Origin of the sequence: Clostridium yunnanense (genome assembly GCF_016595795.1) — a bacterium.
Lineage (GTDB): Bacteria > Bacillota > Clostridia > Clostridiales > Clostridiaceae > Clostridium_AR > Clostridium_AR yunnanense.
This window is the reverse complement of record NZ_JAENHN010000002.1, coordinates 42,667-68,517: the sequence shown is the minus strand read 5'-3', so window position 1 is coordinate 68,517 and position 25,851 is coordinate 42,667. Positions and strand designations below refer to the sequence as shown.

Here is a 25,851-nt window from a genome sequence, read left to right as displayed (position 1 = left end):
AAAATTCACTGAAGTTATATTCTTCATTGACTTTTTTGCGTATCGTCCCTTTCTGAACATAGGTTAAGAAATTAAAGCTATGTTAGATGTATAAACAAAAGTGAAAATCAATTTTGCCAGTGATCTTGAAAATATAATTTTTGAAAATAGATATGAGCATTAAATGAAATTTAATTTATATATAGCATATATATTGATAGAATAATAAAAAATATGTAAAACTATTGAAAGTTATTTATTTTACTTGTATAATAAATGAAAATTGTATTGTTAAAGATATTGATAAGAAAGAGTACATTAAGTAATTTCTTAAAGAGAGCTGTGGATGGTGGAAGCATAGCAGAAAGACTTTATGGAAGCAGTCTTTGAATCTCTTGCTGAGAAATAAGATTAATTTTAATCTTAAGTAGGCAAAGACGTGACCTCACGTTATAGAGGAGAGGAATTAAATATTTTTAGGACTAATTTTTATTAGACATTAAAAGTTTATTGATTATGATAGGCTGGATAATGTGTTAATTATATTACTAAATAAAAATATTAAGTTTCTACTAAGAGAGTGCTTAGGCACTAATTAGGGTGGTACCGCGAATATACTCCTTCGTCCCTTTCAGGGATTGAGGAGTTTTTTTACTGTAAATTAAAGTATAAAATTTTTATAGCATTTAAAAATATATATACTTTAAGCACTTTAGAAGTTTTTTATGTCTATACAGTAAAAAATAAAACTTGTTCGCCTGCCAAATTTTCTTAATATACATTCGGAAAGGCAGATGCTCAAAAAAAACTCACTGAAGAAGGTCATTTCAGCGACTTTTTTATTCTATTTTAATTATATTTTGGGGAGGTTTTATATATGGATGAAATATTAGAAATCTTAGAAAAGAACAGTAAATACACTGCTGAGGAAATAGCGGTGATGACGGGAAAACCACTGGAAGAAGTTAGAGAAACAATAAAAAAATATGAAGATGACAGTGTAATTGTTGGATATACAACTTTAATAAATTGGGAAAAGACTAAAAAAGATAGTGTTACAGCTCTAATTGAGGTAAGAGTAACTCCTCAAAGAGGAGAAGGCTTTGATAAGGTTGCTGAAAGGATATATAAGTTTCCAGAAGTAAAAGCTTGCTATCTTATGTCAGGTGGATTTGATTTAACTGTTATAGTGGAAGGCAAGAGTCTTAAAGAAGTTTCACTTTTTGTATCTGAAAAGCTTGCTGTTCAAGAAAATGTATTAAGTACAGCTACTCATTTTGTACTAAAGAAATATAAGGATAATGGAACTATATTTGAAGAAAAGACTAGGGATGATAGGGAGGATATATTTATATGATGCTAGAAGATATGATTAAATCAAATGTAAGAAATATGCCCCCTTCAGGAATAAGAAAGTATTTTGATTTGATAAATGAAATGGAAGATGTTATATCACTAGGTGTTGGAGAGCCAGACTTTGTAACCCCTTGGAATATAAGAGAAGCAGGTATATATTCACTAGAAAAAGGTCATACACATTACTCATCTAATGCAGGTTTTTTAGAATTGAGAGAGGAAATATCAGACTATCTAGATAGAAAATATAGTTTGAAATATGATCCTAAAGATCAAATAATTGTAACCGTGGGTGGGAGTGAAGGTATCGATATAGCGCTTAGAGCTTTAGTTGGGCCAGGAGATGAAGTTATTATTCCAGAACCAAGTTTTGTAGCTTATAAAGGATGTACTGCGTTTACAGGAGCGACTCCAGTAGTTATAAATTTGAGAGCTGAAGATCAATTCAAGCTTACTGTTGAATTATTAGAAGAAGCTATTACTGAAAAGACTAAGGTTCTAATAGTTCCTTTTCCAAACAACCCAACAGGAGCTATTATGACAAGGGAAGAACTTGAACCCATAGTGAAATTCTTAGAAGATAAAAATATAATAATATTGTCTGATGAGATATATTCAGAGTTATCTTATGGGGAAAAACATGTTTCCATTGCAAGTTTTCCAGAAATAAGAGATAAGACTTTGGTTATAAATGGATTTTCTAAGGCTTTTGCTATGACTGGGTGGAGACTTGGATATGTTTGTGGTCATCCAATTTTAATAGATGCAATGAAGAAAATACATCAATATGCAATAATGAGCTCACCCACAACAGCTCAGTATGGAGCAATTGAAGGTCTTAGAAATTGCGATGATGATGTTCAAGAGATGGTAAGAGAATATAACAGAAGAAGAAGAGTAATGCTAAATGCTTTCAATGAAATGGGGCTTGAATGTTTTGAACCATTAGGAGCTTTTTATGTATTTCCATGCATTGAATCCACAGGTCTTACCTCAGATGAATTCTGTGAAAGATTACTTTTAGAAGAAAAGATTCTTGTGGTACCAGGAAATGCATTTGGGGATTGTGGTTCAGGATTTATAAGAGCATGTTATGCAACTTCAATGGATGAGATAATGGAAGCGATGAAGAGAATAAAGAGATTTGTTTCTAAGATTAAAGAAACAAAATAAAAGTAAACCCATATGTCTAAAGTTAGTATAAGACATATGGGTTTTATATTTTATAATAAATGAACTTAAACAAACATTAATATAAATGATAAGTCATTATAAAAATTAACTAGCTGTATAAATTGTAGATACAGGTAGCTTTATTGATATATAAGAGCTAATAATTTAGCAGACGGTACAAGAAGAAGTTGACCTAATAGAGTACCAAGAAGCTTTGTTCCTATTAGCATTATCACTAGAGCCTTTACGTCGCCGTATTCTCTTTTTCCCCTATAAGCTTCGTCAGTAATTATAGCTGATTTTGGATCAATAAATAATGTTAGAAGTATAGAAGCAATACCATTTATAAGACCTGAGGATTGAACTATGGTTGAAGCTTTATCAGGAACAAAAGTTACAGCATAATTAGCCGCAAGTACCCCAACTGTATAAATTCCAGTTATAAAAGTATTTAATAAAAGAAGCCTTTTTGGAATATTTTTATATCTTAGATTTTTAAGCATAGATTTCTTAGGTTTTATTGTATTTTTAGCGATTCTTTTTATATTACTAATACTTAGAGACTGAACTACTAAGCTTGGAACTGATCCACTAACTTCTAATTTGTTAAGAGCAATCTCAAAAAGTTTTAGAAAAGTAGGGATTAATATAATTGCAAGAATAGTACCTCCCGAGGCTGCAAATATAATTCCTCTAACATCCATAATAGGATTATACTTAAGCTTAACACTACTATCTATAAGAGAACCTATAAGTGGTCCTTGAAATGTGTTAGCAGTTCTTGAAACTAATACTATTAGGTTAAAAAGTGACATAGATAAAGCAAAATTTCCACTCTTAACTGAATTTAACCTAACTGAATAGGATAGGGTGTCTATTAGATGAATAACTAATGTTATTACTATCAATATAATATAATTATCATACATAAAAAATACTCCTTAAACTAATTAAAGCTATACAAACTTAAAGTTTTATAAATATATAACCAAACTCAATTTTCTAGCTGTATTATTTAGTAATTATATCATAATATAGGAATTGTACAGGGATTGTTTAAAGTATTCACAAACTATTAACTGTTCGTAAATAATTGACAATATAAAAATACCGGAGAAGTAATCTATCTCCGGTAAGTAGATATTATATTTTAAACTTTTTTATCTCTTCTTTTAGCTTTTCTGCACTTTCTTTAGATCTTAATACTTGTTCCATAACCTCATTAGATTTAATGTTAACATCTGAAACTTTGCTGGCGATGTTAGTAGTTCCCATAGCACCTTCATTAGCAGCTGCAGCAACACCATCAATAGTTGAAAGCATACTCTTCACTGATTCGAGAAGCTGTTCAGAGGCTGTGTTAAATTCAACTACAAGCTCATCTACAAACTTAGCATCTTCGCTATATCTATCGGCCAAGGTTAACATAGTATTATAATCATTGTCCACGTTTGTAGACATGAAGGTTAATAAATTATTAGAGTTAATAGAAAGATTATCTACGGAATTTGTCACCTTTGTCGTTACATCTTGAATTTTTAATACTGTATCTTTGGATTGTTCTGCAAGCTTTCTTATCTCATCTGCAACTACAGAGAAGCCTTTTCCAGCATCTCCAGCTCTTGACGCTTCAATAGCAGCATTTAAGGCTAGTAAGTTAGTTTGTTCTGTAATAGCCATAATTGAGTCGGAAAAAATATTGATTTGATCGACTACTTTAGAATCTTCGATAGATTTCTCTAGTTGAGTTTTGGTATTTATAAATATATCATGGGCTTTCTTTTGGGCTTCATTCATATTTTTATGCATTTGTTCAGCCCTTTTGCTAATATTAGCAGCAGTCTTTGAATCTTCCACTGTTCTTTCGGCTATACCTTGTACCGTCTTCTCAATCTTTTTGGAGGTTATAGCCATTTCTTCTGAAGAAGCAGCAGTTTCTTCCATGCTGGCAGCTAATTCTTCTGTAGTAGATGAGATATCTGTTAAATTTACATTTAATACATTTACGTTCTCAATCGAATTAATTACTTCATTTTCTATACTTAAAGATTCATCAACAATACTTGTTATAAGATGTTTTAATGAGTTCTTCATATCGTTTATAGCATTTGTAATAGTTCCAATTTCATCTTTTCTTGCTAAGTACTTAGGGTCTACTTCTCCTGAAAAATCTCCGTTTGCTATAACTTTTAAATACATTGAAGATTTTTTTATTGGAGTAGTTATAAATTTTGTACTAATTGTAATTAATATAAGAGTAATGAAGAGCATTATTATGGAAATAACTATAATTTCATTTCTTATTTTAGAAGCACCAGAGGTCAACTCATTTTCTGTCATAAAAGATGCTAAAAACCAATCTGTGCCAGAAACCACATGGGGATTAACAGCATACTCGGTTCCGTTGATTTTTACATTAAAAGGTTCACTTTGTGATAGTATATCTTTTAACCCATCTATTTTTAGATCCTCTAGGTTTTTGAAGTTATTATTTGCATCTCGTCCATCTGCTAGAATAACTCCTGTTTTATGTACTATCATAGAGAATCCAGTATCACCAAACTTCATTTTACTTAACATTTCACTGATGACAGATTGTTGAACATCAATACCTATAACACCTAGTATCTTTCCGTTTTTATCAGTAAAGGATTTTACATTACTTGTAATCATAGCTTTAGTTATACCATCTACATATGGAGCAGTTCTTACAATAGCCCCATTGCCGCTAATAGCTGACTTATACCATCCTTTAGTTGTAGGTGCAAATTTCTCAGGTATTTCTGTTTCGGGCCATTGCAGATAAGCACCTGATTCTGTGGCGTAGTAAACATACATAGTACCTGGATGCGTATCTGCGTAATGTTTAAAAAGTTCGTAGGTTTGTTGTTCTAAACCACCCTTTGTTGAAGGAGTCATCTTAGCTCTTTCGTTATTATTCACATAGGAGGTTATGGTATTGTCAGCGGTTTGAACTAATGTATTAGTAGCCATCATATTTATATCCTTGTCGATTTGAGAATAGAAATTTTTTATCGATTGGTCAACTAAGTTCATTTGTTCGTCTGAATTAGTAAAATAATCCTCTCTAGCTTGACTATTTACTTGGGTGCTGACAATAGTTCCTACAGATAGTAGTGTAATAAATACTATAGCTAATGCTATTAATGAAAACTGCGATTGAATACTTCTTAATTTCTTCGGCATAAGAACTCTCCTCATTTATAATTATTGGATTTAACTTGATTAATGACAGTTGAATATCAATGTTCTAAAAGATAGATGGAATATAAAATTGTCATACTACATATTTCGACAAAAAAATCTCTTTCTTGATGTTTTTTTAGAAAAATGAATTAATAAACAATTAAAGTTATGATATTAACTGGATAAGAAAAATAATTAAAAAGTATTTATAAAAGTAATGGAAAATACCTTGTATCAAAATTACTACATGTTATATAAAATATAGTACAAAGCTTTTTATAAGGAGTTATGAAAATATGATTAAGCTTGGTAGCACTGGAGAAGAGGTAACAAAACTACAAGAAAACCTTATAGCTTTGGGCTATAATTTAGGTACTTCAGGTGCAGATGGCGACTTTGGAAAAGCTACTTATAATGCTGTCCTGCAGTTTCAAAAGGATTATCAACTGAAAGTAGACGGAGTTGTAGGAGTTAATACAGAATATGCAATAGATAAAGCTATATTAAATCATAACACTGAATATAGTAATGAATCACAGAGTGGTGATTTGCAGATATACGTAACTGGGCAACAGTTAAGAGAAATAGGATGGAAGAACGTCACAGATTCTATGGTAGATGACTTAAATAGATGCTTAAATAGATATGAGATTGTTACCCTACAAAGAATAAGGCACTTTATAACTCAATGTAGTTACGAATCAGGCTTGGGTTTGTATACGAAAGAAATAGGGAGTGGATTAGCCTATGAATACAGAGAAAGCCTAGGTAATAGATATGCTGGTGATGGCCCAAAGTACAAGGGCGCAGGTTATATTCAGCTTACTGGTTTTGATAACTATAAGAGATTCTCAGAAGACATTCATGACCCTAGAGTAATGGAAGGTGTGGATTACGTAGCACAATACTACCCATGGACAAGTGCAGGGTTTTGGTGGTATTCAAATTATATGAATGAACTTTGTGATAGAGGAGCCACAGTAGAAGAGATAACTGTAAGAGTAAATGGAGGTTATAATGGAGTAGAACAAAGAAAGAGATATTATAAGCTTTGTGCTTCAGTTATTAGATAGGAAAATTACAGTTGCCGAAGGAAATTAAGATGTATTAAATTTTTATAGCAAGTACGGGTTTAAAAAGAGAAAAATAATTTTGGAGTATATTGAAGACTAAAAAGTAAGGTTGAATGTCAGAACTAAGTGTGATTATGACATTCAACCTTACTTTTATTTTATATAACCTTTAGGAATTTAATTTATTATCATTGAAAGTGTCGTTAAAACTGTATTCACATATGTTAATATATTGAAAGTTGAATTCAATATCGTATGTTTATAAAGTTATTTGATACCTAAGTTCATAAAGATATATTTATCTTAAGTGTAATAAACTCATTATTGAGAAGAAGTGGAATGCACTTCCTGCTATTACAAAAAGATGCCAGATAGCATGATTATATTTTATCGAGTCCTTTATGAAGAAGAACGCTCCCACAGTATAGGATACTCCCCCTAAAACTAGAAATAAGAAGCCGTAAAAAGGCATAGACATGTAAAGCGGTTTTATCGCAAACATGATAAGCCATCCCATAACAACGTACAGAACAGTAGAAAGCACTTCACGTTTTCCTGTATAAAACGCCTTAAGTGTTATTCCAACCACAGTACATCCCCATACAATACCGAAAATTGTCCAACCTATTAGTCCTCTTAATGCAGTAAGGCAAAACGGAGTATAGCTTCCTGCTATTAGGATGAATATTGACATATGATCAAACTTTCTAAATAGTCTCTTTACCTTTTTACCTGGTAAACTATGATATAGGGTTGACTCAAGATATAATATAACTAAGGTTGAACCGTAAATAGAAAAGCTAACTACATGCCATACTGTTCCATACATTGCTGCAAAAACAACAGCAATTACTAAAGCGGCAATTGCAAAGGCTGTTCCAATTCCGTGAGTTAAGGAATTCATTATTTCCTCTTTTTTGGTGTAAAAATTGTCTTCCATAAATTACTCCTTTCTTTGAGATAATTGATAAAGATGAAACACTTCAATCCGAAATCAATTTTCAAAACTCCTCTGGCTTCTGAGAGGAGAATTTGAAAATATAAATTTAATTATGAAGTGGTTCATCTAAAGATGAAACACTTCAATCCGAAATCAATTTTCAAAACTCCTCTGGGTTATGAGAGGAGAATTTGAAAATATAAATTTAATTATGAAGTGGTTCATCTAAAGATGAAACACTTCAATCCGAAATCAATTTTCAAAACTCCTCTGGCTTCTGAGAGGAGAATTTGAGAATATAAATTTAATTATGAAATGGTTCATCTATATATTAAAAACTTTATAAGCTATAATATTCACTAAACAAATAAATTGATAATTATATGATATAAAGATTAGTCACTTAAATGAATAGTTGTTAAAAGATACCTACTATATCAATAATACGATTTTACCCAATTTTATAATTTATATTTCAAAATGTTAATGATTTTTCAACAAATTTCATATTAATGCAATATATTTCTTGAAACTTATATATTAAAATTATATCATAAAATAAATATAAATATTAATCTTAAAATGGGAATAATAATTTTATAACAAATTTTTGATAACTTTATTTGATTTAATATACCATTATAATGTATTATAGAGGTGGTAAAAATTTTATATTATAAGTGAAATAGTAGAATCTTATCCTATTTATTTATTTTTTACTGGTAATATACTTATAAAATCCGGTATATAAAATTTATATAGGTTTAAAATAAGAATATCTCACTAAAGAGGGGTGCTAGAATGAAAACATTTCAATCGCTAATTAATGAAACTTTAGATGCTGAAGATTTAGAAGAATTGGAAGCAGCTGCAGATTTGTTCCAGTTTGGTATAGAGAAAGGTTATTATAATAGAAGACAGGTAGACGAATTTAATAATGCTTACTGGAGTGTAAAGAATAGATATTTAGCATATGAAATTGCTCAAAAGGTTAAAGCAAATAAGCTAGATATAATAACAATAGTTTCTAATGCTCCTGCTGAAATAAAGGAAAATAAAAACGAACTCCTTAATTATGTTAATGGACGTATGAAAGCATTAAAAGGAAAAATAAGTGGAATAAAATAATTTATAGATGTACCAACTTTATTATTTATTATATTAATTCAAGTCTATTGATATAAAACAATAGCTCTAATTATTGTAATTCAACTAAGTGGTACATCTATTTTTATTTACTTTTTACTGTATAGGAACCCTTTAGAGATTACGAAATCATAAAGCTTCTCATAGACAATGAACCTAATTCTATACCTTCATACAAAAAGCTTACTGTCTCATTATCTTCTTTAAGAGCTGCTATATATAGTAGTGGAAGATAATGCTCATCTGTTGGTAGTGATAGCTCTTCTGCAAGACCTTGATTTTTATAGTTTATTAAAGCTTTATGATCATTAGCTTCTAATGATTTTGCTATATAGCGATCAAATTCTGTAGCCCAATCAAAGGGAGTTGCAGCAGAATCAAATTTAATTTTTCTTAAATTGTGTACTATGTTTCCACTGCCTAAAATTAAGAAACCTTGTTCTCTAAGTTCTTTTAACTTCAATCCCAATTTATAATGCTCTTCTGGAGTGAAATTGTGATTTAAGCTTAATTGAAAGGCTGGGATATCTGCTTTAGGATATAAATGCTTTAAAATAGCCCAAGCACCATGATCTAATCCCCACTGAGTAGTAGACTTTACTCCAAAGTCTTTTAAGCTTTCATAAGCAATTTCTGCGTATTTCTTTACGCCAGTTGGTCTGTATTCCAATTGATAAAGCTCGTCTGGAAACCCGTAAAAATCATATATTTGTCTAGGTTCATCCTGTATGTCTATATAACTTCCGTCAGTAAGCCAGTGAGCTGATATTATTAATACAGCTTTAGGCTTTTCAAGTGTTTCGCCAAGTTTATTGAGCATTTTAGTATAATCATTATTTTCTATAGCATTCATAGGACTTCCATGTCCTATAAAAAGAACTGGTAATCTTTTATTCATAAATATATCTCCAATCAAATTGTTACCTTAAATTAGTTGGTTACTTTTTTATATATAATATAATTAGTTGAAAGAAATTGCAACAGTTTTATAAAAAATAATAAGAATATTAGTAAAATTATTGTGAAGGTTTCCTGTATATGGTTATAATTATGTTTATGGAATAAAAATAAATACAAAGGAATTGAAGAAATGAGTGATTTATGTAAAGCGCCTAATATAGGTAAGGTGTTAGAGCAAAGATTAAAAGAGGTACATATAGATACGTACCAAGAACTAAAAGATACTGGAAGTAAGGAAGCATATAAGAGAATAAGAGAAATAGACCCTGGTGCATGTATTAATATGCTTTGTGCATTAGAGGGGGCGGTTCAAGGAATAAGATGGCATTCTTTAAGTCAAGAAAAAAAAGATGAGCTAAAAATGTTCATAAATTCATTATAAGTTTTTTAGTTTATTGGTAAAAATTTATTTAGCAAGGAGAAACAGCATGATTGAATTAAGAGAGTTGTCACCTGAAGATGGTATAGATATATATAATATGCTTCAAGAAATTGGACCAGGAGAGAATGGTTTTTTTAATGATGGATACAAATATCCATTTGACAATTTCTATGAGTATTTATTAGATAATTATAATGCCTCAAGAGGTATAGAATTAAAATTAGGTCATGTACCTCAAACAACATTTTGGTTAATTGTTGATGGACAACCTATTGGGATAGCTAAATTGAGAAGCTATCTAAATTATGCACTTAGAGAATCAGGTGGTCATATTGGATATAGCATAAGACCTAGTGAGAGAAACAAAGGATATGGTAAGATACTCTTGAAGGAAGCGCTAAGTAAAGCTAAAGATATTGGAATAAAAGAGGTTTTAATTACATGTAATGAGGGGAACTTGGGATCCAGGAGTGTTATAGAGGCTAACAGTGGAAAATTAGAAGTAATAAAAGAAGGGCTTTGCAAGTACTGGATAAAATTATCAGAGTAATAGGCATATTTTATTTTTTATGTTAGAAGAGCAATAAAAGTGACCTAGCAGATTTGTAAAAGTCTGTTAGGTCACTTTTATTGTAAAACTATAAATTAGTTATTATCTATCGTTTTTAACCTTTTGTTCATATCTCCAATACATAGCAATAGCTACTATTGTAAAGAAAATAGGTCCGCCAATCATCCAAAGAGTAGATGACCAATCTCCATTTGTAGCAGGTTCTATTATTGTAAAGAAATTAGCAAAACCAACTGTGAAAGTTACAATTATAGTAGCAATTAATGCAGTTGTGTTACTTTTGAAAACTTCGAATGGCTTATTAATCTCAGTTTTCTTCTTAAAGGAAGCAAAAGCTCCTGATATAAACAAGTATGGTAGAGTCATAGCAACATTCGTCATTAGTACAAGTTTGGTGAAGAATTTAGCTGCGCCTTCTCCTCCGAAGGATACTAATAAGACAAAGACAATAACTATAACACATTGAACATACATTGCATTTTTAGGTATACCATTTTCAACCTTACTCATTTTTCCTGGCCATAATTTTGCTGGAGTTCCTTCAATTATCTGTTTTAATGGAGCGTATGATAAGGTGAAGAATGCACCAGTTAAAGCAAGAAACATAGAGAATCCAACGAATCTAGCAACCCAAGCACCTAGTTGTAGAGAAGCTGCTTCACTTAAGTGGAAGCCAACACCTAATTGATAACCTAAGTTTTTCATAACAATATAAGCTACATTTCCCATATGTACACCTTTTACTGAAAGCACATCTTGCCAATTTGTAAAGATTCCACATAAGAATATTCCTAAAGAATAGCCGATAGCGATAATTATAGCTGCAATTGTTATACCTTTAGGGAAGGTAACTTCAGCATTTTCAGTTTCATCAACTAATCCACCAACTACTTCTATACCGCCATATGCAAATATTGCAAATACCAAAAATGATAATATAGATACAGATGATTGATATGAAGGATTTGGTGATGCAAAGAATGCAGAACCAGATTTAACAGATTCAGCTACGTGTCCTCCATTGACAATTAGAACTAAAACTGCTCCTATAAGTAAAACTATATTTAATAGAGCTACCGCAGTTCCTCCGATTGATGTTATCCTAGTTATTTTTTCTAGCCCTTTTGATGCTGTAAATGTAACCACTAAAATCCATGCTACTCCCATTAACCCTAATGTTTGAGTGGAGTTAAGGCCAAGTATTGACCAAGTGGCTGTAGTATCTTTACCGAAAATCATGTTTGAAAGTGGAATCCATATTACTGAACATATGTTAACCATCCAAATGATGTAAGATGCATACCACATGAAGGTTCCTATGAATGCGTATCTAGGACCAACTGATTTCTCCATCCAAGAATATATTCCGCCTTTTTCATTTTTGAATGCAGCGCCATATTCTGCCATCATAAAAGCGAATGGTATAAAGAAAGCTATTGCAGATACTATGTACCAAGGAATTGCACTATATCCCATAAGATAAAAAGATCTTGGCATATTTGCAAAGCCAAATACTGATGTGAAAATCATTAATACTAATGATACCAGTGTTAATTTTTTCTTTTTAGTAGTTTCCATTTTTTCTCCCTCCGTGAAACATTAAAAATAAGTATTAGCTGTAAATAAACTGATTTTGAAGATGTTGATGCATATCTATATATAGCACATAACATTATATATCTTGGTGTAACAAAATCGATAACTAGGACAACTGATTAAATGGTCATTAAGTTACAATAAAATTATCAAAGATTTAACAAGAAAATAATAAAAATAATATTGTATTAAATAATTACATTATTTTTAGCAAAAAACATAAATTTTATTATTAAAATAGAAAAAAGTTGAAAAAAACTATTTACAAAATAAGGATGCATCACTATAATAAATTCATAAAGTATTAAATCGATGAGTAAGAGTAGTAAGCGTATGGAAAGAATTACAGAGAGCTGCGGTGGTGAAATGCAGTATTTGGATATAAGCTGAATGGACTTACGAGAGGGAACCGAAAATTATAGTAGGTGACACGTGTTCTCACGTTACAGGGATAAGATATTATTATGTATCTGATTAAGAGATTACTTTTGATTAAGTAAATTGAGGTGGCACCGCGATTATATCGTCCTCTATATGCATTTATTTGCATGTAGAGGACTTTTTGTTTTTTAATAGCTATTTTACACTTCTTTAAAGAGTTGCATTACGAAAACTTAATTTATAATCATTCTAAAACTGCGGTTTATAGGGATTTTCGAGCATCTATCAAGTCAATATAGTAATTACCATAATAAAGATATCTTTCATAATAAAAAAGGAATTTGAAATTAAATATGATTAAAAGGGTACAAGAGAAAAATGCGATTAATCTTATACCTTTAATAAATATTACCCAAAAATGACTTTTTGAATATTCGGAAAATTATATTGTGCTTAATTTTAGGAGAGAGGTGGTTATTATTTTTAATTATACAAAAAATCAGTTTGATTTTCTTAGAGAACGTGGATATTCCATAGATCTAAATCTAAAATTTCATGGTGATGAGACTACACCAATTTCTATATTTTATTCCTTAAGAAGAGAGAAGATGTTTCTTTTAGAGAGTTCGGTTTTTGATGAAGAAAAAGGCAGATATAGCTTTATAGGTATTGAACCTTATGCCGAGATTAGAAGTAGGGGATTAGAAATTGAGATATTAGAAAAAGGGATTACTTCTAGGATTAAAGGTAGAATACTTGATCAAGTGCAGAAATTCATTGAGAAAGTGAATTATAAGAATGAGAGTACAATACCATTTCAGGGTGGTGCAGTAGGCTATGTAGGCTACGACGTTATAAAACAATATGAGGATATATCAAATTCAAATAGAGATTCTTTAGATTTGCCTGAAGCTTATCTAATGTTTTATAGAAAGTTCGTAGTTTACGACCACTACGATAAAACAGTTTCAATTCATCAAATAGTTTTGAATGACGAGAAGATAAATTACGAAGTGGTAGAAAATAACCTGCGACAGATAAAAGAAATAATATGTTCTTATAACAAAACCAACGTAATTGAAGCTGAAGCTTCGAGGAAAGAAATAAGTTCAAACACTTCAAAAGAAGAATTTGTAAAGATGGTAAGTGATGCAAAAAAGTATATAGAAAATGGAGATGCTTTTCAGATAGTTGTTTCTCAGAGATTCAGCTGTAATTTTAATGAAGATCCATTTAAGATATATAGAAAACTACGAAGTAAGAATCCTTCACCTTATATGTTTTTTGTAGATTACGAGAGTTTTCAAATAGTAGGTTCATCTCCAGAAAGTCTAGTTACAGTAAAGAGAGAGCTAGTTACAACTATGCCTATAGCTGGGACTAGAAAGAGAGGAGCTAATATACAGGAGGATGAGAAAATAAAAGAAGAACTTCTTAAAGATGAAAAAGAAGTGGCAGAGCATTTGATGCTAGTGGATTTAGCGAGAAATGACATAGGCAGAATAAGCAAGATTGGAACTGTTAAGGTGGAAAGGCTGATGGATATTGAGCTGTACTCAAAGATCATGCACATTGTTTCTAAAGTCACAGGAATATTGAAGGAGGATAATAAAGCGTTTGATGCTTTGAAGTTTTGTTTACCTGCAGGAACTTTATCAGGAGCACCTAAAATAAGGGCTATGGAGATAATAGAAGAACTTGAAAAAGAAAAAAGAACAGTTTATTCAGGAGCAATAGGATATTTCTCTTTCAACGGAGATATGGACACCTGTATAGCAATTAGAACAGTGGTACTAAAAGACGGAAAAGGCTATGTTCAGGCTGGTGCAGGGATAGTGTATGACTCTATTCCAGAACTAGAATATGAAGAAAGCTACAATAAGGCACTTGGTGTATTGGAGGTTATAGAATGATTATTTTAATTGATAATTATGATTCCTTTACTTATAACGTCTATCAATATTTAAGTGAACTAGGCGAAGAAGTTGAAGTTTATAGAAACGATAAGATAACATCGGGTGAAATAAAGCAGCTGTCTCCGGAGGCTATTATAATTTCTCCAGGACCAGGTTATCCAAAAGATGCAGGAAACTCTTTAGATATAATAAGTGGAAATTATAAGTATATACCTATACTAGGAATCTGCCTTGGACATCAGAGTATAGGACAGGTTTTTGGAGGATCGATTATTAAAGCAAAAAAAGTAATGCATGGCAAAAGTTCAGAAATTTATCATGAAGATAATACTTTGTTTAAAGATATCCCACTTCCTACTAAGGTTATGAGATATCATTCCTTGGTTATAGATAGAGCTTCGCTTAGTGAAGAACTAAAAGTCATAGCTACTTCTATTGATGATGAAGAAATAATGGCAGTAAAGCATGCTAGATATCCTGTTTATGGTATACAGTTTCATCCAGAATCAATTTTTACACCTATGGGAAAAAAGCTTCTGGCAAATTTTATTGAAATAAAAAATACGTGTAGGGGGAATGTGGTATGAAATCAGAATTTCAAGCTGCTCTTAAAAAGATAACCTTGAAGGAAGAGTTGACTATGGAAGAAGCTTTTGATGCTAACAAATATATATTAAGTGGAGATGCAGAAGAAAGTGAGATTGGAGCTTTTCTTGCAGCATTAAAAACAAAGGGTGAAAAGCCGGAGGAGATAGCAGGTATGGCTAAAGCAATGAGAGAGCTTTCTAGCATTGATTTTGATTTTAAGGATTCCTTTGATAATTGTGGCACAGGAGGGGATTTTTCAAATAGCTTTAATATAAGTACAACATCGGCTTTTATATTAGCTGGTGCAGGTATAAGGGTAGCTAAGCATGGTAATAAGTCGATTTCTAGTAAGTGTGGAAGTGCAGATCTCCTTGCTGAGCTTGGAGTAAATATAGAACTATCTAAAGAAAATGTAAAACGACTTATGGAGGAAGTTGGGATGGCATTTTTATATGCACCAGCAATGCATCCAAGAATGAAATATGTTATGAAGGTAAGGCGAACACTTGGGATACCAACTGTTTATAACATACTTGGACCTTTAACAAATCCTCTAAATCCAAACAATCAGCTTATAGGTGTTTATAAGAAAGATTTAGTTAAAGACCTTTGCGAAGCATTAAAATTACTAGGTAAGAGTAGGGCTTTGGTGGTAAATGGTGATAATAGGTTGGATGAAGGAACTTTGGATGGAGATAATTATTGTGCATTTTTGGCTAACGGACAAGTAAAAGAAATGGTTATTAACAGTGATAGCTTCGGTTTGGATAAAGTAAGTTTAGACAAGTTAACAGGTGGAGATGCAAAAGAAAACAGTAAGATAACCATGTCTATATTAAATGGTGAGAAAAATCATTATAGAGAGGCTGTGGTCTTTAATTCTGCTCTTGGACTAATGGCTAGTGGAGTGTGTAATGATATTGCTTTAGGCATTGAGATGGCAAAGGAAATAATAGATTCGGGGAAAGCAAAAGAAAAGCTTGAAGAACTTATAAAGGAGAGTAACATAATATGAAAAATTTCTTAGAAGAAATAATTCGTTTAAAAGAACTTGAAGTTGAAACTTTAAAGAATCAGTATAAGGACTATGAGTTTCCTGAAAGAAAGAGAGCTTTTCATTCATTTATAGAGGAATTAAAAAATAATGATGCTTTTAAAGTTATAAGCGAGATAAAAAAAGCCTCGCCCTCTAAAGGTGATTTAAATACTGAGCTTAATCCAAAGCTTAGAGCCTTAGAGTATGTAGAAGCTGGAGCAGATTGCATATCAGTTTTGACAGAGAGGCATTTTTTTAAGGGGAAAGAGCAGGACATCGTTGACGTAGGTGAAGCTGTGGACATTCCTTTACTTAGAAAGGACTTTATAATAGATTCGGTGCAATTACAGGAAAGCTTAAGTCTTGGTGCTGACTTAGTTCTTCTAATTGCAGCTATAAATTCGAAGGAAAAACTTAAAGAATTATACGATGAAGCCTTGAAGCTTGGTCTTGAGCCTTTAGTTGAAATTCACGATGAAGATGATTTAGAAAAGATTTTAGAACTAAAGCCTAAGCTTATAGGTATTAATAATAGGAATCTAAAAAGTTTTGAAGTTGATATAAATACAACTATCACCTTAAAAACAAAAATGAATTTTGCTGAAAGCTATGTTATCTCAGAAAGTGGCTTTGATTGCATAGAAAAAATAAATATGGTTAAGTCCCATGGGATAAGAGGCGTTCTAGTAGGTGAAGCTTTTGTTACCTCAAATAAATTTAAGGAATTGTTAGCATGCTTTAAAAGAGGTGGAGATTAGTATGGCAACACTAATAAAAATATGTGGAATAAGGGACTTAAAAACTGCAAGCTTTTGTAGTGAATTAGGTGCAGATGCTTTAGGATTTGTCTTTTGTAAAAGCATTAGAAAGATAGCTATAGAAGAAGCAAAGAACATAATAACTTCACTGCCTAAAAATATATTAAAGGTAGGCGTTTTTATGAACAATACCATAGATGAGGTAAGACAAATCAGAGATTTTTGTAGCTTAGATATAGTTCAGTTACATGGGGAAGAGGATATAGACTACTGTAAACAAATTAGATCTCCATATATAAAAGCTTTTAAAACTAATGAACAGGATTTTGATAGTATGAACCAATATGATTGCTTTGGGTATCTAGTAGATTCACCAAAAGATTTTACTGGAGATATGGTAGGGAAGGTTTTTGATTGGAAGTTAATAAATAGTGTGCCCCAAGATGTAAGAAACAAAATTATATTAGCTGGTGGATTAAATCCATCAAATGTAGTTGAAGGAATCAAAGCTGTAATGCCATTTATGGTGGATGTTAGCAGTGGAGTTGAAACAAATAGAGTGAAAGATTTAGATAAGATTGAAAAGTTTATAAGGAAGGTGAGAGATTTTGAAGAAAATTAGAGATTATGATATGCCAGATACAAGAGGACATTTTGGAATGTATGGCGGGAGATTTATATCTGAAACTCTTATGAATTCAGTAATTGAATTAGAAGAAGCTTATTTAAGATATAAAGATGATGAGGAATTCAAAAAAGAAGTTGAGTACTATTTAAAAGATTATGTAGGAAGAGAAACACCACTATATTTTGCGAAAAATCTTACAGATTACTGTGGTGGAGCAAAAATTTACTTGAAAAGAGAAGATTTAAATCATACCGGTGCTCACAAGATTAATAACACTATAGGACAAGTGATACTGGCGAAAAGGATGGGAAAGAAAAAGGTTGTTGCAGAGACAGGTGCAGGCCAGCATGGGGTAGCTACTGCTACTGCAGCAGCACTGTTTGGACTTGAATGTAAGATTTTTATGGGAGAAGAAGATATTGAGAGACAAAAACTTAATGTTTTTAGGATGAAAATGCTTGGTGCAGAGGTAATACCAGCAAGAAGTGGTACTAAGACCTTAAAGGATGCAGTAAATGAAGCTCTTAAGTACTGGGTAAGCAATGTGTTTGATACTCATTACGTAATGGGGTCGGTACTTGGTCCTCACCCATTTCCACTGATAGTAAGAGATTTTCAAAGCGTTATCGGAAATGAAACCAAAAAGCAAGTCATGGATATAGAAGGAAAACTACCAGATGCAGTTGTTGCATGTGTTGGTGGGGGAAGTAATGCTATGGGGATGTTCTATCCTTTCATAAAAGATGAATCAGTAGAACTTATAGGTGTCGAGGCTGCTGGAGAAGGGGTTGAAACTGAAAGACATGCGGCTACTATAACAAAAGGTGAAGTAGGAGTGCTTCACGGAAGTATGATGTATATTCTTCAAAATAGAAGTGGTCAAATACAAGAAGCTTATTCAATATCTGCGGGGCTGGACTATCCAGGAGTTGGTCCAGAACACTGCTATCTTAAGGATATTGAAAGAGCAAAATATTCGTATATTGATGACAATGAGGCTTTAGAAGGTTTTAAACTTCTAACAAAGTTAGAAGGCATAATTCCTGCTATGGAAAGTGCTCATGCTATAGCTCATGCTGTAAAGATCGCTAAAAATTATGGAAAGGACAAAGTTATTGTTTTGTGCTTGTCGGGTAGAGGAGACAAAGATGTAGAAAGAGTAAGTGAGATTTTGGGGGTGAGCCTAGTTGATTAAAGAAGTGATATATAAGGCTAAAGAAGAAAATAAAAAAGCCTTTGTGCCATATATAATGTGTGGAGATAAGTCTATTGATTATACTAAGAAAACAATATTAAAGTTAGCTGAGATAGGTGCCACTGCCATTGAGATAGGTGTTCCTTTTTCTGATGCAGTAGCTGATGGGGATATGATACAAGAAGCTGGTAATAGGGCTATTGCAAATGGAGTGAACTTAAAAGTAATTTTTAATATGATAAGTGAGATTAGAGAAAAGACTTTAGTTCCATTAATCCTAATGACTTATCTTAATCCAATAATAAACTATGGGATTGAGGAGTTCTTTAGAGATATGGAAAAAGTAAAAGCTAATGGACTTATAGTTCCAGATCTACCTTTAGAAGAATTTGATTTTGTACTTCCACATATAGAGGGTAAGAATATAAGCTTAATACCTTTATGTTCTATAACTAGTGGTGAAGATAGAATAGAAAAGCTTTCTTTTGCAGGAAGTGGATTTTTGTATGCAGTTACAGTAGCAGGGGTAACTGGTGCTCGTAAAAGTTTTAACGAGGATACTATGAGATTTTTAAAGCAAGCAAAAGAAGTATCAAAACTTCCTGTACTAGCTGGTTTTGGTATATCTACTCCTGAGCAAGCAAAAGAAATTTCTAAGTTTTGTGATGGAGTTGTAGTTGGGAGTAAGGTTATGGAATTAGTTAATGCAGAGGATTACGAAAGTATTGAAAAGATTATAGCGGCCTTAGGTTAATTTACAGATATAGAGTTTTAAAGAATAAAATGAAAGACTATGATTGATACTGTTGTCGAAGTTAAAGTATAAGAAATGTGATGCATTAACTTTAACACAGTACAAAATATAGCATAATAAAAATATATTAAAAATTTTCTAAAAATATAGAGTGGAAATGTTTTCTGAGGTTGACAAATAGAAAATAAAGGATTATGCTTTTATAAATTGATAGATTAAAATTCCGATGGAGGTAATTATGAATAGCAAAATTAGAGAAAGATTAGAACAAGTAAATAGCTTTTTTTACTTTTTTAGCTGGGGTTATTTTTATAACGCTGGTTACTTGTTCTGCAATCGAATAAAAGTTTCTCTAATGAGTTAGCTTAATAAATCCAATGTTGGAAATATTATAAATCGGTAAAAAATAAGGCTCATTAGGTTGAGTCTTATTTTTTTTACTTTCCAGCAAATTACAAGCTGTTTAATTTATGTATAACTAGATATTTTATTAGATTTAACAGTTTGTAATTCATGAATAAAATGAATTTAAAATACGTTAAAAAGTTCTAAGTTTTTAACTTAGAAATTTTATATATAATTAATTTTGAAAGGGGCTATTATTATGATTATTATTTTAAAACACAAAACACCAAAAGAAGAGGTACAAAAGTTAATAGGAGAAATTGAAAAACTTGGGGTTAATGTTCACTTATCAGAAGGAGCAGAAAAGAGCATCATAGGACTGATAGGAGATACTACAAAAATTGATCCTAGAAAAATAGAAGCTAATAGAAATGTGGAGAAAGTTATGCATGTACAAGAACCTTACAAAAAAGCTAATAGACTATTCCATCCAGAAGATACAGTAATAAAGATCGGGGATGCAGAAATAGGTGGAAAAAATATATGTCTAATCGCAGGACCATGTTCTGTGGAGAGTGAAGATCAAATAACTGAAATAGCTAAGAATGTTAAAGAAACTGGTGCGAAAATGCTAAGGGGCGGTGCTTTCAAACCAAGAACTTCACCATACAGCTTCCAAGGACTTGGAATGGATGGATTGGATTTATTACAAGCTGCAAGAAAAAACACAGGACTTCCAATAGTAACAGAAATAATGTCAACAAGCCAACTTGATAGATTTGCAAGAGACGTAGATGTAATACAAGTTGGAGCAAGAAATATGCAAAACTTCGACTTATTAAAAGAACTTGGAAAGTTAGATAAACCAATATTATTAAAAAGAGGGTTATCAGCTACGATAGAAGAGCTTCTTATGTCAGCTGAATATATAATGGCTGGAGGAAATGAAAAAGTTATATTATGCGAAAGAGGTATAAGAACTTTTGAAACTTACACAAGAAATACTTTAGATTTAAGTGCTATTCCAGCAATAAAGAAATTAAGTCATCTTCCAGTAATAGTGGATCCAAGTCATGCTGCAGGAATGTGGTGGATGGTTGAACCGCTATCAAAGGCTGCTGTTGCAGTAGGTGCTGATGGTTTAATAATAGAAGTTCACAATGATCCTGCAAATGCATTGTGTGATGGACAACAATCAATAAAGCCAGAGGTTTTCGAAAACTTAGTAAAGGATCTAAGAAATATAGCTACTGCAGTAGGCAGAGAAATTAAATAGAAAGCTTTAAGGGAGAACACTATGAATTTAACAGTTAATTTAACCAATAATTCATATGAAATAATAATTGAAAAAGGTATTATAGCTAAGGCTGGAGAACAGATTAGTAAAGTGTTCAAAGGTAGAAGGATTGTAGTTATAACTGATGAAAATGTGTTTAAACATTATGGTGAATCACTAGAAAAATCTTTAGAAAAAAAGAGCTTTTTAGTAGAAACTATAGTACTTGAACCAGGTGAAAAAACAAAGGGATTTTCAAGTCTTTTAGGAATTTATAACAAGCTTTCTGATTTTAGTATAACAAGAAGTGATCTTATAATTGCATTAGGTGGAGGAGTAATAGGAGATCTGGCAGGCTTTGTAGCCTCCAATTACCTTAGAGGAATTGAATTTATTCAAATTCCTACCTCACTTTTAGCGCAAGTTGATTCTTCAGTAGGTGGTAAAGTGGCAGTTGATTTGGAAAGTGGAAAGAACTTAGTAGGAAGCTTTTATCACCCCTTACAAGTGCTCATAGATCCTACGGTGCTAAATACCTTGTCAGATAAGTTTTTCTATGATGGTCTCGCTGAAGTTATAAAATATGGAGCAATTGAAGATAAGAAATTATTTTTAGAGCTTTCAGCATTTAAAGACAAAGCTGAGCTTTTAGAACACATAGAAGGGATAATTTATAGATGTGTTGATATAAAAAGAGATTTTGTTGAAAGAGATGAGAAGGATAAAGGGGATCGCATGCTTTTAAACTTCGGTCATACCTTAGGGCATGCTATAGAAAAGTATTTTGATTTTGAAGTTTATACTCATGGTGAAGCAGTAGCTATAGGTATGTATTTTATATGTAAGCTTGGTGAAAATAAAGGCTTAACAAGAGCAGGTACCTCAAAGCAGATAAAAGACATCTTAATAAAATATAATATTCCATGGAAGGTGGATAACCTAAAGATCGGAGACTTACTAGCTACAATAAACCGAGATAAGAAAAATTTAAATGGAAACTTAAATATAATTTTATTAGATGAGATTGGTAAAAGTAAGATTCATAAAACAACATTAAGTATATTTGAAGACTTAGACTTGGAGGAAATATAATGAATAAGGTACTGATAAATCCCAAGCTAATAAGTGGGAATATAAACATTCCGCCATCTAAGAGTATGGCACATAGAGCTATAATATGTGCAGCTTTGTGCAAAGAAGAAAGCTTAATAACAAATGTTGATTTTTCGGATGATATATTAGCAACTTTAAGTGCTATGGAAAAGCTAGGGGCTAAGTTTGAAAAAGGCGACAACTGGGTTAAAGTCAAAGGAGGAGAGCTTGAAGCTGAAACAGGTGACATAATTGACTGTAATGAATCAGGTTCTACTTTAAGATTTGTTGTACCTATATTCCTTGTAAAAGAAAATAATATAATTTTTGTAGGTAAAGGTAATCTTGGAAAAAGGCCACTTAAACCTTATTATGAAATATTTGATGAGCAAGGAATAAAGTGGAGCAATAAAGAAGGAGAACTTTGCTTATCTGTAAAAGGAAAGCTGGAAGCTGGTGATTTCTATATTAAAGGAGACATAAGTTCTCAATTTATTAGTGGATTAATATTCACACTTCCTCTTCTAAAGGGAAATTCAAGGATTATTATTACAACGAAATTAGAATCAAAGGGATATATTGATTTAACATTAGAGATGATGAAAAGATTCGGTATAGAAATTACAAATAATGATTATAAAGAATTTATTATAGAAGGAAATCAATCTTATAAAGCTACAAATTATGAAGTTGAAGGTGATTTCTCTCAAGCAGCCTTTTATCTTGTTGCTAGTGCCTTAGGAAATTCAGTAGAACTCTCTAAACTAAATCTCGAAAGTCTTCAAGGAGATAAAGAAGTATTAGACATACTTACCAGAATGGGAGCAAATATAAGTACTTCAGATAAAAAGGTTTCTTTGTCAGTTGAAAACTTAGTTGGAACAACAGTAGATGCAGCACAATGCCCAGATATAATTCCTGTAATAACTGTAGCTGCAGCCTTAGCTAAAGGAACTACCAAGATAATTAATGCAGGTAGATTAAGAATAAAAGAATGTGATAGATTAAGTGCCATAGCTTCTGAATTAAATAAATTAGGAGCTAAAGTAGAGGAAGGTACTGATTATATAATTGTTCAAGGTGTAGAAAATCTTACTGGAGGAGAAGTTAGCTCCTTTAAAGATCATAGAATAGCTATGAGTTTAGCAATAGCTGCAACTAGATGTGAAAAGCCAGTCATAATTGAGGATCCAGAATGCGTAAGAAAGTCATACCCAGGTTTTTGGAAGGATTATAAAGCTTTAGGGGGCGAAATAGATGAGTGGAGTATGGGGTAACAATATAAAGATATCCATATTTGGAGAATCTCATGGAGGGGCTATTGGTATTAATATCAGTGGACTTCCTGTAGGAAAAGATATAAACGAAGAAGAAATTTATAAAGATATGAAAAGAAGAGCTCCAGGTAATAGCAATTTAACTACAGCAAGGAAAGAAGAAGATAAGGTTGAAATACTAAGTGGTATATTCAACGGAAAAACCACTGGAGCACCTCTATGTGGAATAATAAGAAATAATGACACCAGATCTAAAGACTATAGCAAACTAAAAAGTGTAATGAGACCAAGCCATTCTGATTATCCAGCCTCAATAAAATACAAAGGCTTCAATGACTATAGAGGAGGGGGACACTTCTCTGGTAGAATAACTGCACCTTTGGTATTTGCAGGAGCTATAGCAAAATCCATTTTAAAAGAAAAAGGTATAAATATAGGAGCTCATATAAAGTCAATTGCGGATATAGAGGATACAGAGTTTAATCCTTTAAATATTGATAACAGTACTTTAGAGTCCATTAAAGAAAAAGAGCTTCCTATAATAGATGATAATAAAAAAGCACTAATGGAGCATAAGATTCTATCAGCGAAAATGGACGGAGATTCCGTTGGTGGGATAGTACAATGTGCTATAACAGGGGTAAATGCAGGAGTTGGAGATCCATTCTTCGATTCAGTTGAAAGCACCATTGCTCATCTTGCCTTTTCAGTACCTGCTGTGAAAGGAATTGAATTTGGAAAAGGTTTTGATCTTACAAAACTCAAAGGCTCTGAAGCGAATGATTCGTATTATTATGAAGGAGAAAAAATTGCTACAAAGACTAATAATAATGGTGGGATTTTAGGTGGGCTAACTAACGGAATGCCTATATTATTTAATGTTGCAATAAAGCCAACTGCTTCTATAATAAAATACCAAGCTACAGTAGATATTGAAAATAAAAAAGATACTAAGTTGCAGATTGAAGGAAGACATGATCCATGTATAGTTCCTAGAGCTGTAGTGGTTATCGAAGCTATAGCAGCATTAGCGATACTTGACCTTATGGAAGGAGAATTTTAATGAGTGATATTGAACAGTATAGAAAATCCATAGATGATATAGATAAGAAGATAATAGAACTATTTCAAGAACGTATGGAAGTTGTAACTAAGGTAGCAAGATATAAGAAAGAGAATAAGCTTCCTATATATAATGGAAATAGAGAAGAGCAAGTAATCGAGAAGAATGTTTCTCGTATTGGGGATGATTCTTTAAAGCCTTTTGCAAGAGAGTTTATATTATCTATGATGGATATAAGTAAAAAATATCAGTCAGTTGAACTTTCTAAGTATGAGGAAAATAGTGATTATAATAATGAAGAGAAACTTTTTTATAAAGAAAAAGATTTAAGACTGGGGTATCAAGGGGTAAATGGATCTTACTCAGAAGAAGCTCTTCTAAGTTTCTTTGGAAATAACCATAACACATCAAATTACGAAAGATTTGAAGATGTATTTAAAGCTTTGGATAAGGATGAGATTGATTTTGGAGTACTTCCAATTGAAAATTCATCCACTGGAGCAGTTAAGGAAGTATATGATCTTTTAAGAAAATATGGATTTTTTATTGTTGCTGAAAAGTGTATAAAGATAGAACACCATCTTTTAGGAATACAAGGTGCAAAAGAAGAAGATCTAAGAGAGATATATTCACACCCTCAGGGGTTTGAGCAATGTAGTGTGTACCTAAATAATCTTAAGGATGTAAAGTCTATACCTTATTTTAATACGGCAATAAGTGCAGAGCATGTAAGTAAAGAAGGTATAAAAGAAAAGGGAGCAATAGCATCAAAAAGAGCAGCAGATATCTTTAAGCTTTCTATAATTAAAGAAGAAATAAGTAATGAAGCAGATAACTTTACAAGATTTATTATTGTTGGAAAGAACATAATAAACAATGCTTCAAACAATAAAATATCAGTGGTTTTTGCAGTGGAAAATAAAGCAGGAGCACTTTTTAATGCACTAAAATGGTTCTCAGTAAATAATCTTAATATGATTAAGATAGAATCTAGACCTATAGCAAAGGAACCTTGGAAGTACTTCTTTTATATAGATTTCGAAGGAAATATAAAAGATATAGTAGTAAAAGATTTATTAGAAACCTTTGAAAAAAGTAGTTCGTATTTTAAACTTTTAGGAGTATATAGAAGGGAATTAGACATCTGCAATTAATGGTC

Annotated in this window: 24 protein-coding genes and 2 other annotated features; of the genes, 19 read left to right on the top strand and 5 right to left on the bottom strand. The window is 31.8% G+C overall.

Annotated features, from left to right (window positions below):
- Positions 1-270: 270 nt before the first annotated feature.
- Positions 271-612: a binding site (T-box leader), on the top strand.
- A gap of 244 nt (positions 613-856) precedes the next feature.
- Both JHL18_RS00335 and JHL18_RS00330 read left to right on the top strand, forming a co-directional pair.
- Entirely contained in the window at positions 857-1,336 is a 480-nt protein-coding gene (locus JHL18_RS00335; RefSeq protein WP_200265648.1) for an Lrp/AsnC family transcriptional regulator, read from the top strand.
- Positions 1,333-2,508, top strand: coding sequence for an aminotransferase class I/II-fold pyridoxal phosphate-dependent enzyme (locus JHL18_RS00330; RefSeq protein WP_200265647.1), 1,176 nt, complete (start codon positions 1,333-1,335; stop codon positions 2,506-2,508). Before JHL18_RS00335 ends, JHL18_RS00330 begins: the two co-directional genes overlap by 4 nt.
- A gap of 140 nt (positions 2,509-2,648) precedes the next feature.
- Here JHL18_RS00330 and JHL18_RS00325 read toward each other — a convergent pair whose 3' ends face one another.
- Together JHL18_RS00325 and JHL18_RS00320 are read right to left on the bottom strand one after the other, a co-directional pair.
- On the bottom strand, positions 2,649-3,437 hold the full coding sequence (locus JHL18_RS00325) for a lipid II flippase Amj family protein (RefSeq protein ID WP_200265646.1): 789 nt from the start codon (positions 3,435-3,437) through the stop codon (positions 2,649-2,651).
- 214 nt (positions 3,438-3,651) lie between these two features.
- The gene (locus tag JHL18_RS00320) at positions 3,652-5,715 is read right to left on the bottom strand and encodes a methyl-accepting chemotaxis protein (protein ID WP_200265645.1); all 2,064 of its coding nucleotides are present in this window, start codon (positions 5,713-5,715) and stop codon (positions 3,652-3,654) included.
- 296 nt (positions 5,716-6,011) lie between these two features.
- On the opposite strand from JHL18_RS00320, the gene JHL18_RS00315 reads away from it, so the two are divergent.
- Positions 6,012-6,788, top strand: a complete 777-nt coding sequence (locus tag JHL18_RS00315; RefSeq protein WP_200265644.1) for a peptidoglycan-binding protein — start codon at positions 6,012-6,014, stop codon at positions 6,786-6,788.
- A 298-nt stretch (positions 6,789-7,086) separates the two neighbouring features.
- Here JHL18_RS00315 and trhA read toward each other — a convergent pair whose 3' ends face one another.
- The gene (gene trhA / locus JHL18_RS00310; RefSeq protein ID WP_200265643.1) at positions 7,087-7,728 is read right to left on the bottom strand and encodes a PAQR family membrane homeostasis protein TrhA; all 642 of its coding nucleotides are present in this window, start codon (positions 7,726-7,728) and stop codon (positions 7,087-7,089) included.
- A gap of 801 nt (positions 7,729-8,529) precedes the next feature.
- Here trhA and JHL18_RS00305 point away from each other — a divergent pair.
- Entirely contained in the window at positions 8,530-8,856 is a 327-nt protein-coding gene (locus JHL18_RS00305; protein ID WP_200265642.1) for a hypothetical protein, read from the top strand.
- Positions 8,857-8,995: 139 nt separating this feature from the next.
- On the opposite strand, the gene ygiD is transcribed toward JHL18_RS00305, so the two are convergent.
- Entirely contained in the window at positions 8,996-9,772 is a 777-nt protein-coding gene (ygiD, locus tag JHL18_RS00300; protein WP_200265641.1) for a 4,5-DOPA-extradiol-dioxygenase, read from the bottom strand.
- 192 nt (positions 9,773-9,964) lie between these two features.
- On the opposite strand from ygiD, the gene JHL18_RS00295 reads away from it, so the two are divergent.
- Entirely contained in the window at positions 9,965-10,216 is a 252-nt protein-coding gene (locus tag JHL18_RS00295; protein WP_200265640.1) for a TfoX/Sxy family protein, read from the top strand.
- A gap of 46 nt (positions 10,217-10,262) precedes the next feature.
- Positions 10,263-10,766, top strand: a complete 504-nt coding sequence (locus JHL18_RS00290) for a GNAT family N-acetyltransferase (protein WP_200265639.1) — start codon at positions 10,263-10,265, stop codon at positions 10,764-10,766.
- Between the two features lie 102 nt (positions 10,767-10,868).
- Here the strand turns inward: JHL18_RS00290 and yjeM are convergent, their stop codons facing one another.
- Complete coding sequence (yjeM, locus tag JHL18_RS00285; RefSeq protein ID WP_200265638.1) at positions 10,869-12,365, bottom strand: glutamate/gamma-aminobutyrate family transporter YjeM; 1,497 nt, start codon at positions 12,363-12,365, stop codon at positions 10,869-10,871.
- Between the two features lie 321 nt (positions 12,366-12,686).
- Positions 12,687-12,917, top strand: a binding site (T-box leader).
- A gap of 317 nt (positions 12,918-13,234) precedes the next feature.
- Here yjeM and trpE point away from each other — a divergent pair.
- From trpE to JHL18_RS00225, 13 genes are all read left to right on the top strand, one after another.
- Positions 13,235-14,677, top strand: a complete 1,443-nt coding sequence (gene trpE, locus JHL18_RS00280; RefSeq protein ID WP_476728535.1) for an anthranilate synthase component I — start codon at positions 13,235-13,237, stop codon at positions 14,675-14,677.
- The gene (locus JHL18_RS00275) at positions 14,674-15,267 is read left to right on the top strand and encodes an anthranilate synthase component II (protein ID WP_200265637.1); all 594 of its coding nucleotides are present in this window, start codon (positions 14,674-14,676) and stop codon (positions 15,265-15,267) included. The genes trpE and JHL18_RS00275 overlap by 4 nt, the downstream gene beginning before the upstream one ends.
- Positions 15,264-16,283 carry an anthranilate phosphoribosyltransferase gene (trpD, locus tag JHL18_RS00270; protein ID WP_200265636.1) on the top strand — a complete coding sequence of 340 codons (1,020 nt, stop codon included), beginning with the start codon at positions 15,264-15,266 and terminating at the stop codon, positions 16,281-16,283. Before JHL18_RS00275 ends, trpD begins: the two co-directional genes overlap by 4 nt.
- The gene (trpC, locus tag JHL18_RS00265) at positions 16,280-17,062 is read left to right on the top strand and encodes an indole-3-glycerol phosphate synthase TrpC (protein WP_200265635.1); all 783 of its coding nucleotides are present in this window, start codon (positions 16,280-16,282) and stop codon (positions 17,060-17,062) included. The genes trpD and trpC overlap by 4 nt, the downstream gene beginning before the upstream one ends.
- Before the next feature lies 1 nt (position 17,063).
- The gene (locus JHL18_RS00260) at positions 17,064-17,684 is read left to right on the top strand and encodes a phosphoribosylanthranilate isomerase (protein WP_200265634.1); all 621 of its coding nucleotides are present in this window, start codon (positions 17,064-17,066) and stop codon (positions 17,682-17,684) included.
- A 10-nt stretch (positions 17,685-17,694) separates the two neighbouring features.
- On the top strand, positions 17,695-18,885 hold the full coding sequence (trpB, locus tag JHL18_RS00255) for a tryptophan synthase subunit beta (RefSeq protein WP_200265766.1): 1,191 nt from the start codon (positions 17,695-17,697) through the stop codon (positions 18,883-18,885).
- Positions 18,878-19,639, top strand: coding sequence for a tryptophan synthase subunit alpha (trpA, locus tag JHL18_RS00250; protein ID WP_200265633.1), 762 nt, complete (start codon positions 18,878-18,880; stop codon positions 19,637-19,639). The genes trpB and trpA overlap by 8 nt, the downstream gene beginning before the upstream one ends.
- A gap of 238 nt (positions 19,640-19,877) precedes the next feature.
- Positions 19,878-20,003, top strand: a complete 126-nt coding sequence (locus tag JHL18_RS26140) for a hypothetical protein (protein WP_274600913.1) — start codon at positions 19,878-19,880, stop codon at positions 20,001-20,003.
- Between the two features lie 240 nt (positions 20,004-20,243).
- On the top strand, positions 20,244-21,260 hold the full coding sequence (gene aroF / locus JHL18_RS00245) for a 3-deoxy-7-phosphoheptulonate synthase (protein ID WP_200265632.1): 1,017 nt from the start codon (positions 20,244-20,246) through the stop codon (positions 21,258-21,260).
- A 21-nt stretch (positions 21,261-21,281) separates the two neighbouring features.
- Positions 21,282-22,352, top strand: coding sequence for a 3-dehydroquinate synthase (aroB, locus tag JHL18_RS00240; protein ID WP_200265631.1), 1,071 nt, complete (start codon positions 21,282-21,284; stop codon positions 22,350-22,352).
- Positions 22,352-23,629, top strand: a complete 1,278-nt coding sequence (gene aroA, locus JHL18_RS00235) for a 3-phosphoshikimate 1-carboxyvinyltransferase (RefSeq protein ID WP_200265630.1) — start codon at positions 22,352-22,354, stop codon at positions 23,627-23,629. The genes aroB and aroA overlap by 1 nt, the downstream gene beginning before the upstream one ends.
- Entirely contained in the window at positions 23,610-24,692 is a 1,083-nt protein-coding gene (gene aroC, locus JHL18_RS00230; protein WP_200265629.1) for a chorismate synthase, read from the top strand. The genes aroA and aroC overlap by 20 nt, the downstream gene beginning before the upstream one ends.
- Complete coding sequence (locus JHL18_RS00225; RefSeq protein WP_200265628.1) at positions 24,692-25,846, top strand: chorismate mutase; 1,155 nt, start codon at positions 24,692-24,694, stop codon at positions 25,844-25,846. The genes aroC and JHL18_RS00225 overlap by 1 nt, the downstream gene beginning before the upstream one ends.
- Positions 25,847-25,851: the final 5 nt, after the last annotated feature.

What these genes read in the sequence shown, in the direction of transcription:
- JHL18_RS00225 (WP_200265628.1), top strand. Translation starts at nt 24,692, where the DNA reads ATGAGTGATATTGAACAGTATAGAAAATCCATAGATGATATAGATAAG.
- trpD (WP_200265636.1), top strand. Translation starts at nt 15,264, where the DNA reads ATGAAATCAGAATTTCAAGCTGCTCTTAAAAAGATAACCTTGAAGGAA.
- JHL18_RS00275 (WP_200265637.1), top strand. Translation starts at nt 14,674, where the DNA reads ATGATTATTTTAATTGATAATTATGATTCCTTTACTTATAACGTCTAT.
- JHL18_RS00315 (WP_200265644.1), top strand. Translation starts at nt 6,012, where the DNA reads ATGATTAAGCTTGGTAGCACTGGAGAAGAGGTAACAAAACTACAAGAA.
- JHL18_RS00260 (WP_200265634.1), top strand. Translation starts at nt 17,064, where the DNA reads ATGGCAACACTAATAAAAATATGTGGAATAAGGGACTTAAAAACTGCA.
- aroA (WP_200265630.1), top strand. Translation starts at nt 22,352, where the DNA reads ATGAATAAGGTACTGATAAATCCCAAGCTAATAAGTGGGAATATAAAC.
- JHL18_RS00330 (WP_200265647.1), top strand. Translation starts at nt 1,333, where the DNA reads ATGATGCTAGAAGATATGATTAAATCAAATGTAAGAAATATGCCCCCT.
- JHL18_RS00295 (WP_200265640.1), top strand. Translation starts at nt 9,965, where the DNA reads ATGAGTGATTTATGTAAAGCGCCTAATATAGGTAAGGTGTTAGAGCAA.
- trhA (WP_200265643.1), bottom strand. Translation starts at nt 7,728, where the DNA reads ATGGAAGACAATTTTTACACCAAAAAAGAGGAAATAATGAATTCCTTA.
- aroB (WP_200265631.1), top strand. Translation starts at nt 21,282, where the DNA reads ATGAATTTAACAGTTAATTTAACCAATAATTCATATGAAATAATAATT.
- JHL18_RS00320 (WP_200265645.1), bottom strand. Translation starts at nt 5,715, where the DNA reads ATGCCGAAGAAATTAAGAAGTATTCAATCGCAGTTTTCATTAATAGCA.
- JHL18_RS00325 (WP_200265646.1), bottom strand. Translation starts at nt 3,437, where the DNA reads ATGTATGATAATTATATTATATTGATAGTAATAACATTAGTTATTCAT.
- JHL18_RS00335 (WP_200265648.1), top strand. Translation starts at nt 857, where the DNA reads ATGGATGAAATATTAGAAATCTTAGAAAAGAACAGTAAATACACTGCT.
- ygiD (WP_200265641.1), bottom strand. Translation starts at nt 9,772, where the DNA reads ATGAATAAAAGATTACCAGTTCTTTTTATAGGACATGGAAGTCCTATG.
- JHL18_RS26140 (WP_274600913.1), top strand. Translation starts at nt 19,878, where the DNA reads ATGAATAGCAAAATTAGAGAAAGATTAGAACAAGTAAATAGCTTTTTT.
- trpC (WP_200265635.1), top strand. Translation starts at nt 16,280, where the DNA reads ATGAAAAATTTCTTAGAAGAAATAATTCGTTTAAAAGAACTTGAAGTT.
- aroF (WP_200265632.1), top strand. Translation starts at nt 20,244, where the DNA reads ATGATTATTATTTTAAAACACAAAACACCAAAAGAAGAGGTACAAAAG.
- JHL18_RS00305 (WP_200265642.1), top strand. Translation starts at nt 8,530, where the DNA reads ATGAAAACATTTCAATCGCTAATTAATGAAACTTTAGATGCTGAAGAT.
- trpB (WP_200265766.1), top strand. Translation starts at nt 17,695, where the DNA reads ATGCCAGATACAAGAGGACATTTTGGAATGTATGGCGGGAGATTTATA.
- yjeM (WP_200265638.1), bottom strand. Translation starts at nt 12,365, where the DNA reads ATGGAAACTACTAAAAAGAAAAAATTAACACTGGTATCATTAGTATTA.
- aroC (WP_200265629.1), top strand. Translation starts at nt 23,610, where the DNA reads ATGAGTGGAGTATGGGGTAACAATATAAAGATATCCATATTTGGAGAA.
- JHL18_RS00290 (WP_200265639.1), top strand. Translation starts at nt 10,263, where the DNA reads ATGATTGAATTAAGAGAGTTGTCACCTGAAGATGGTATAGATATATAT.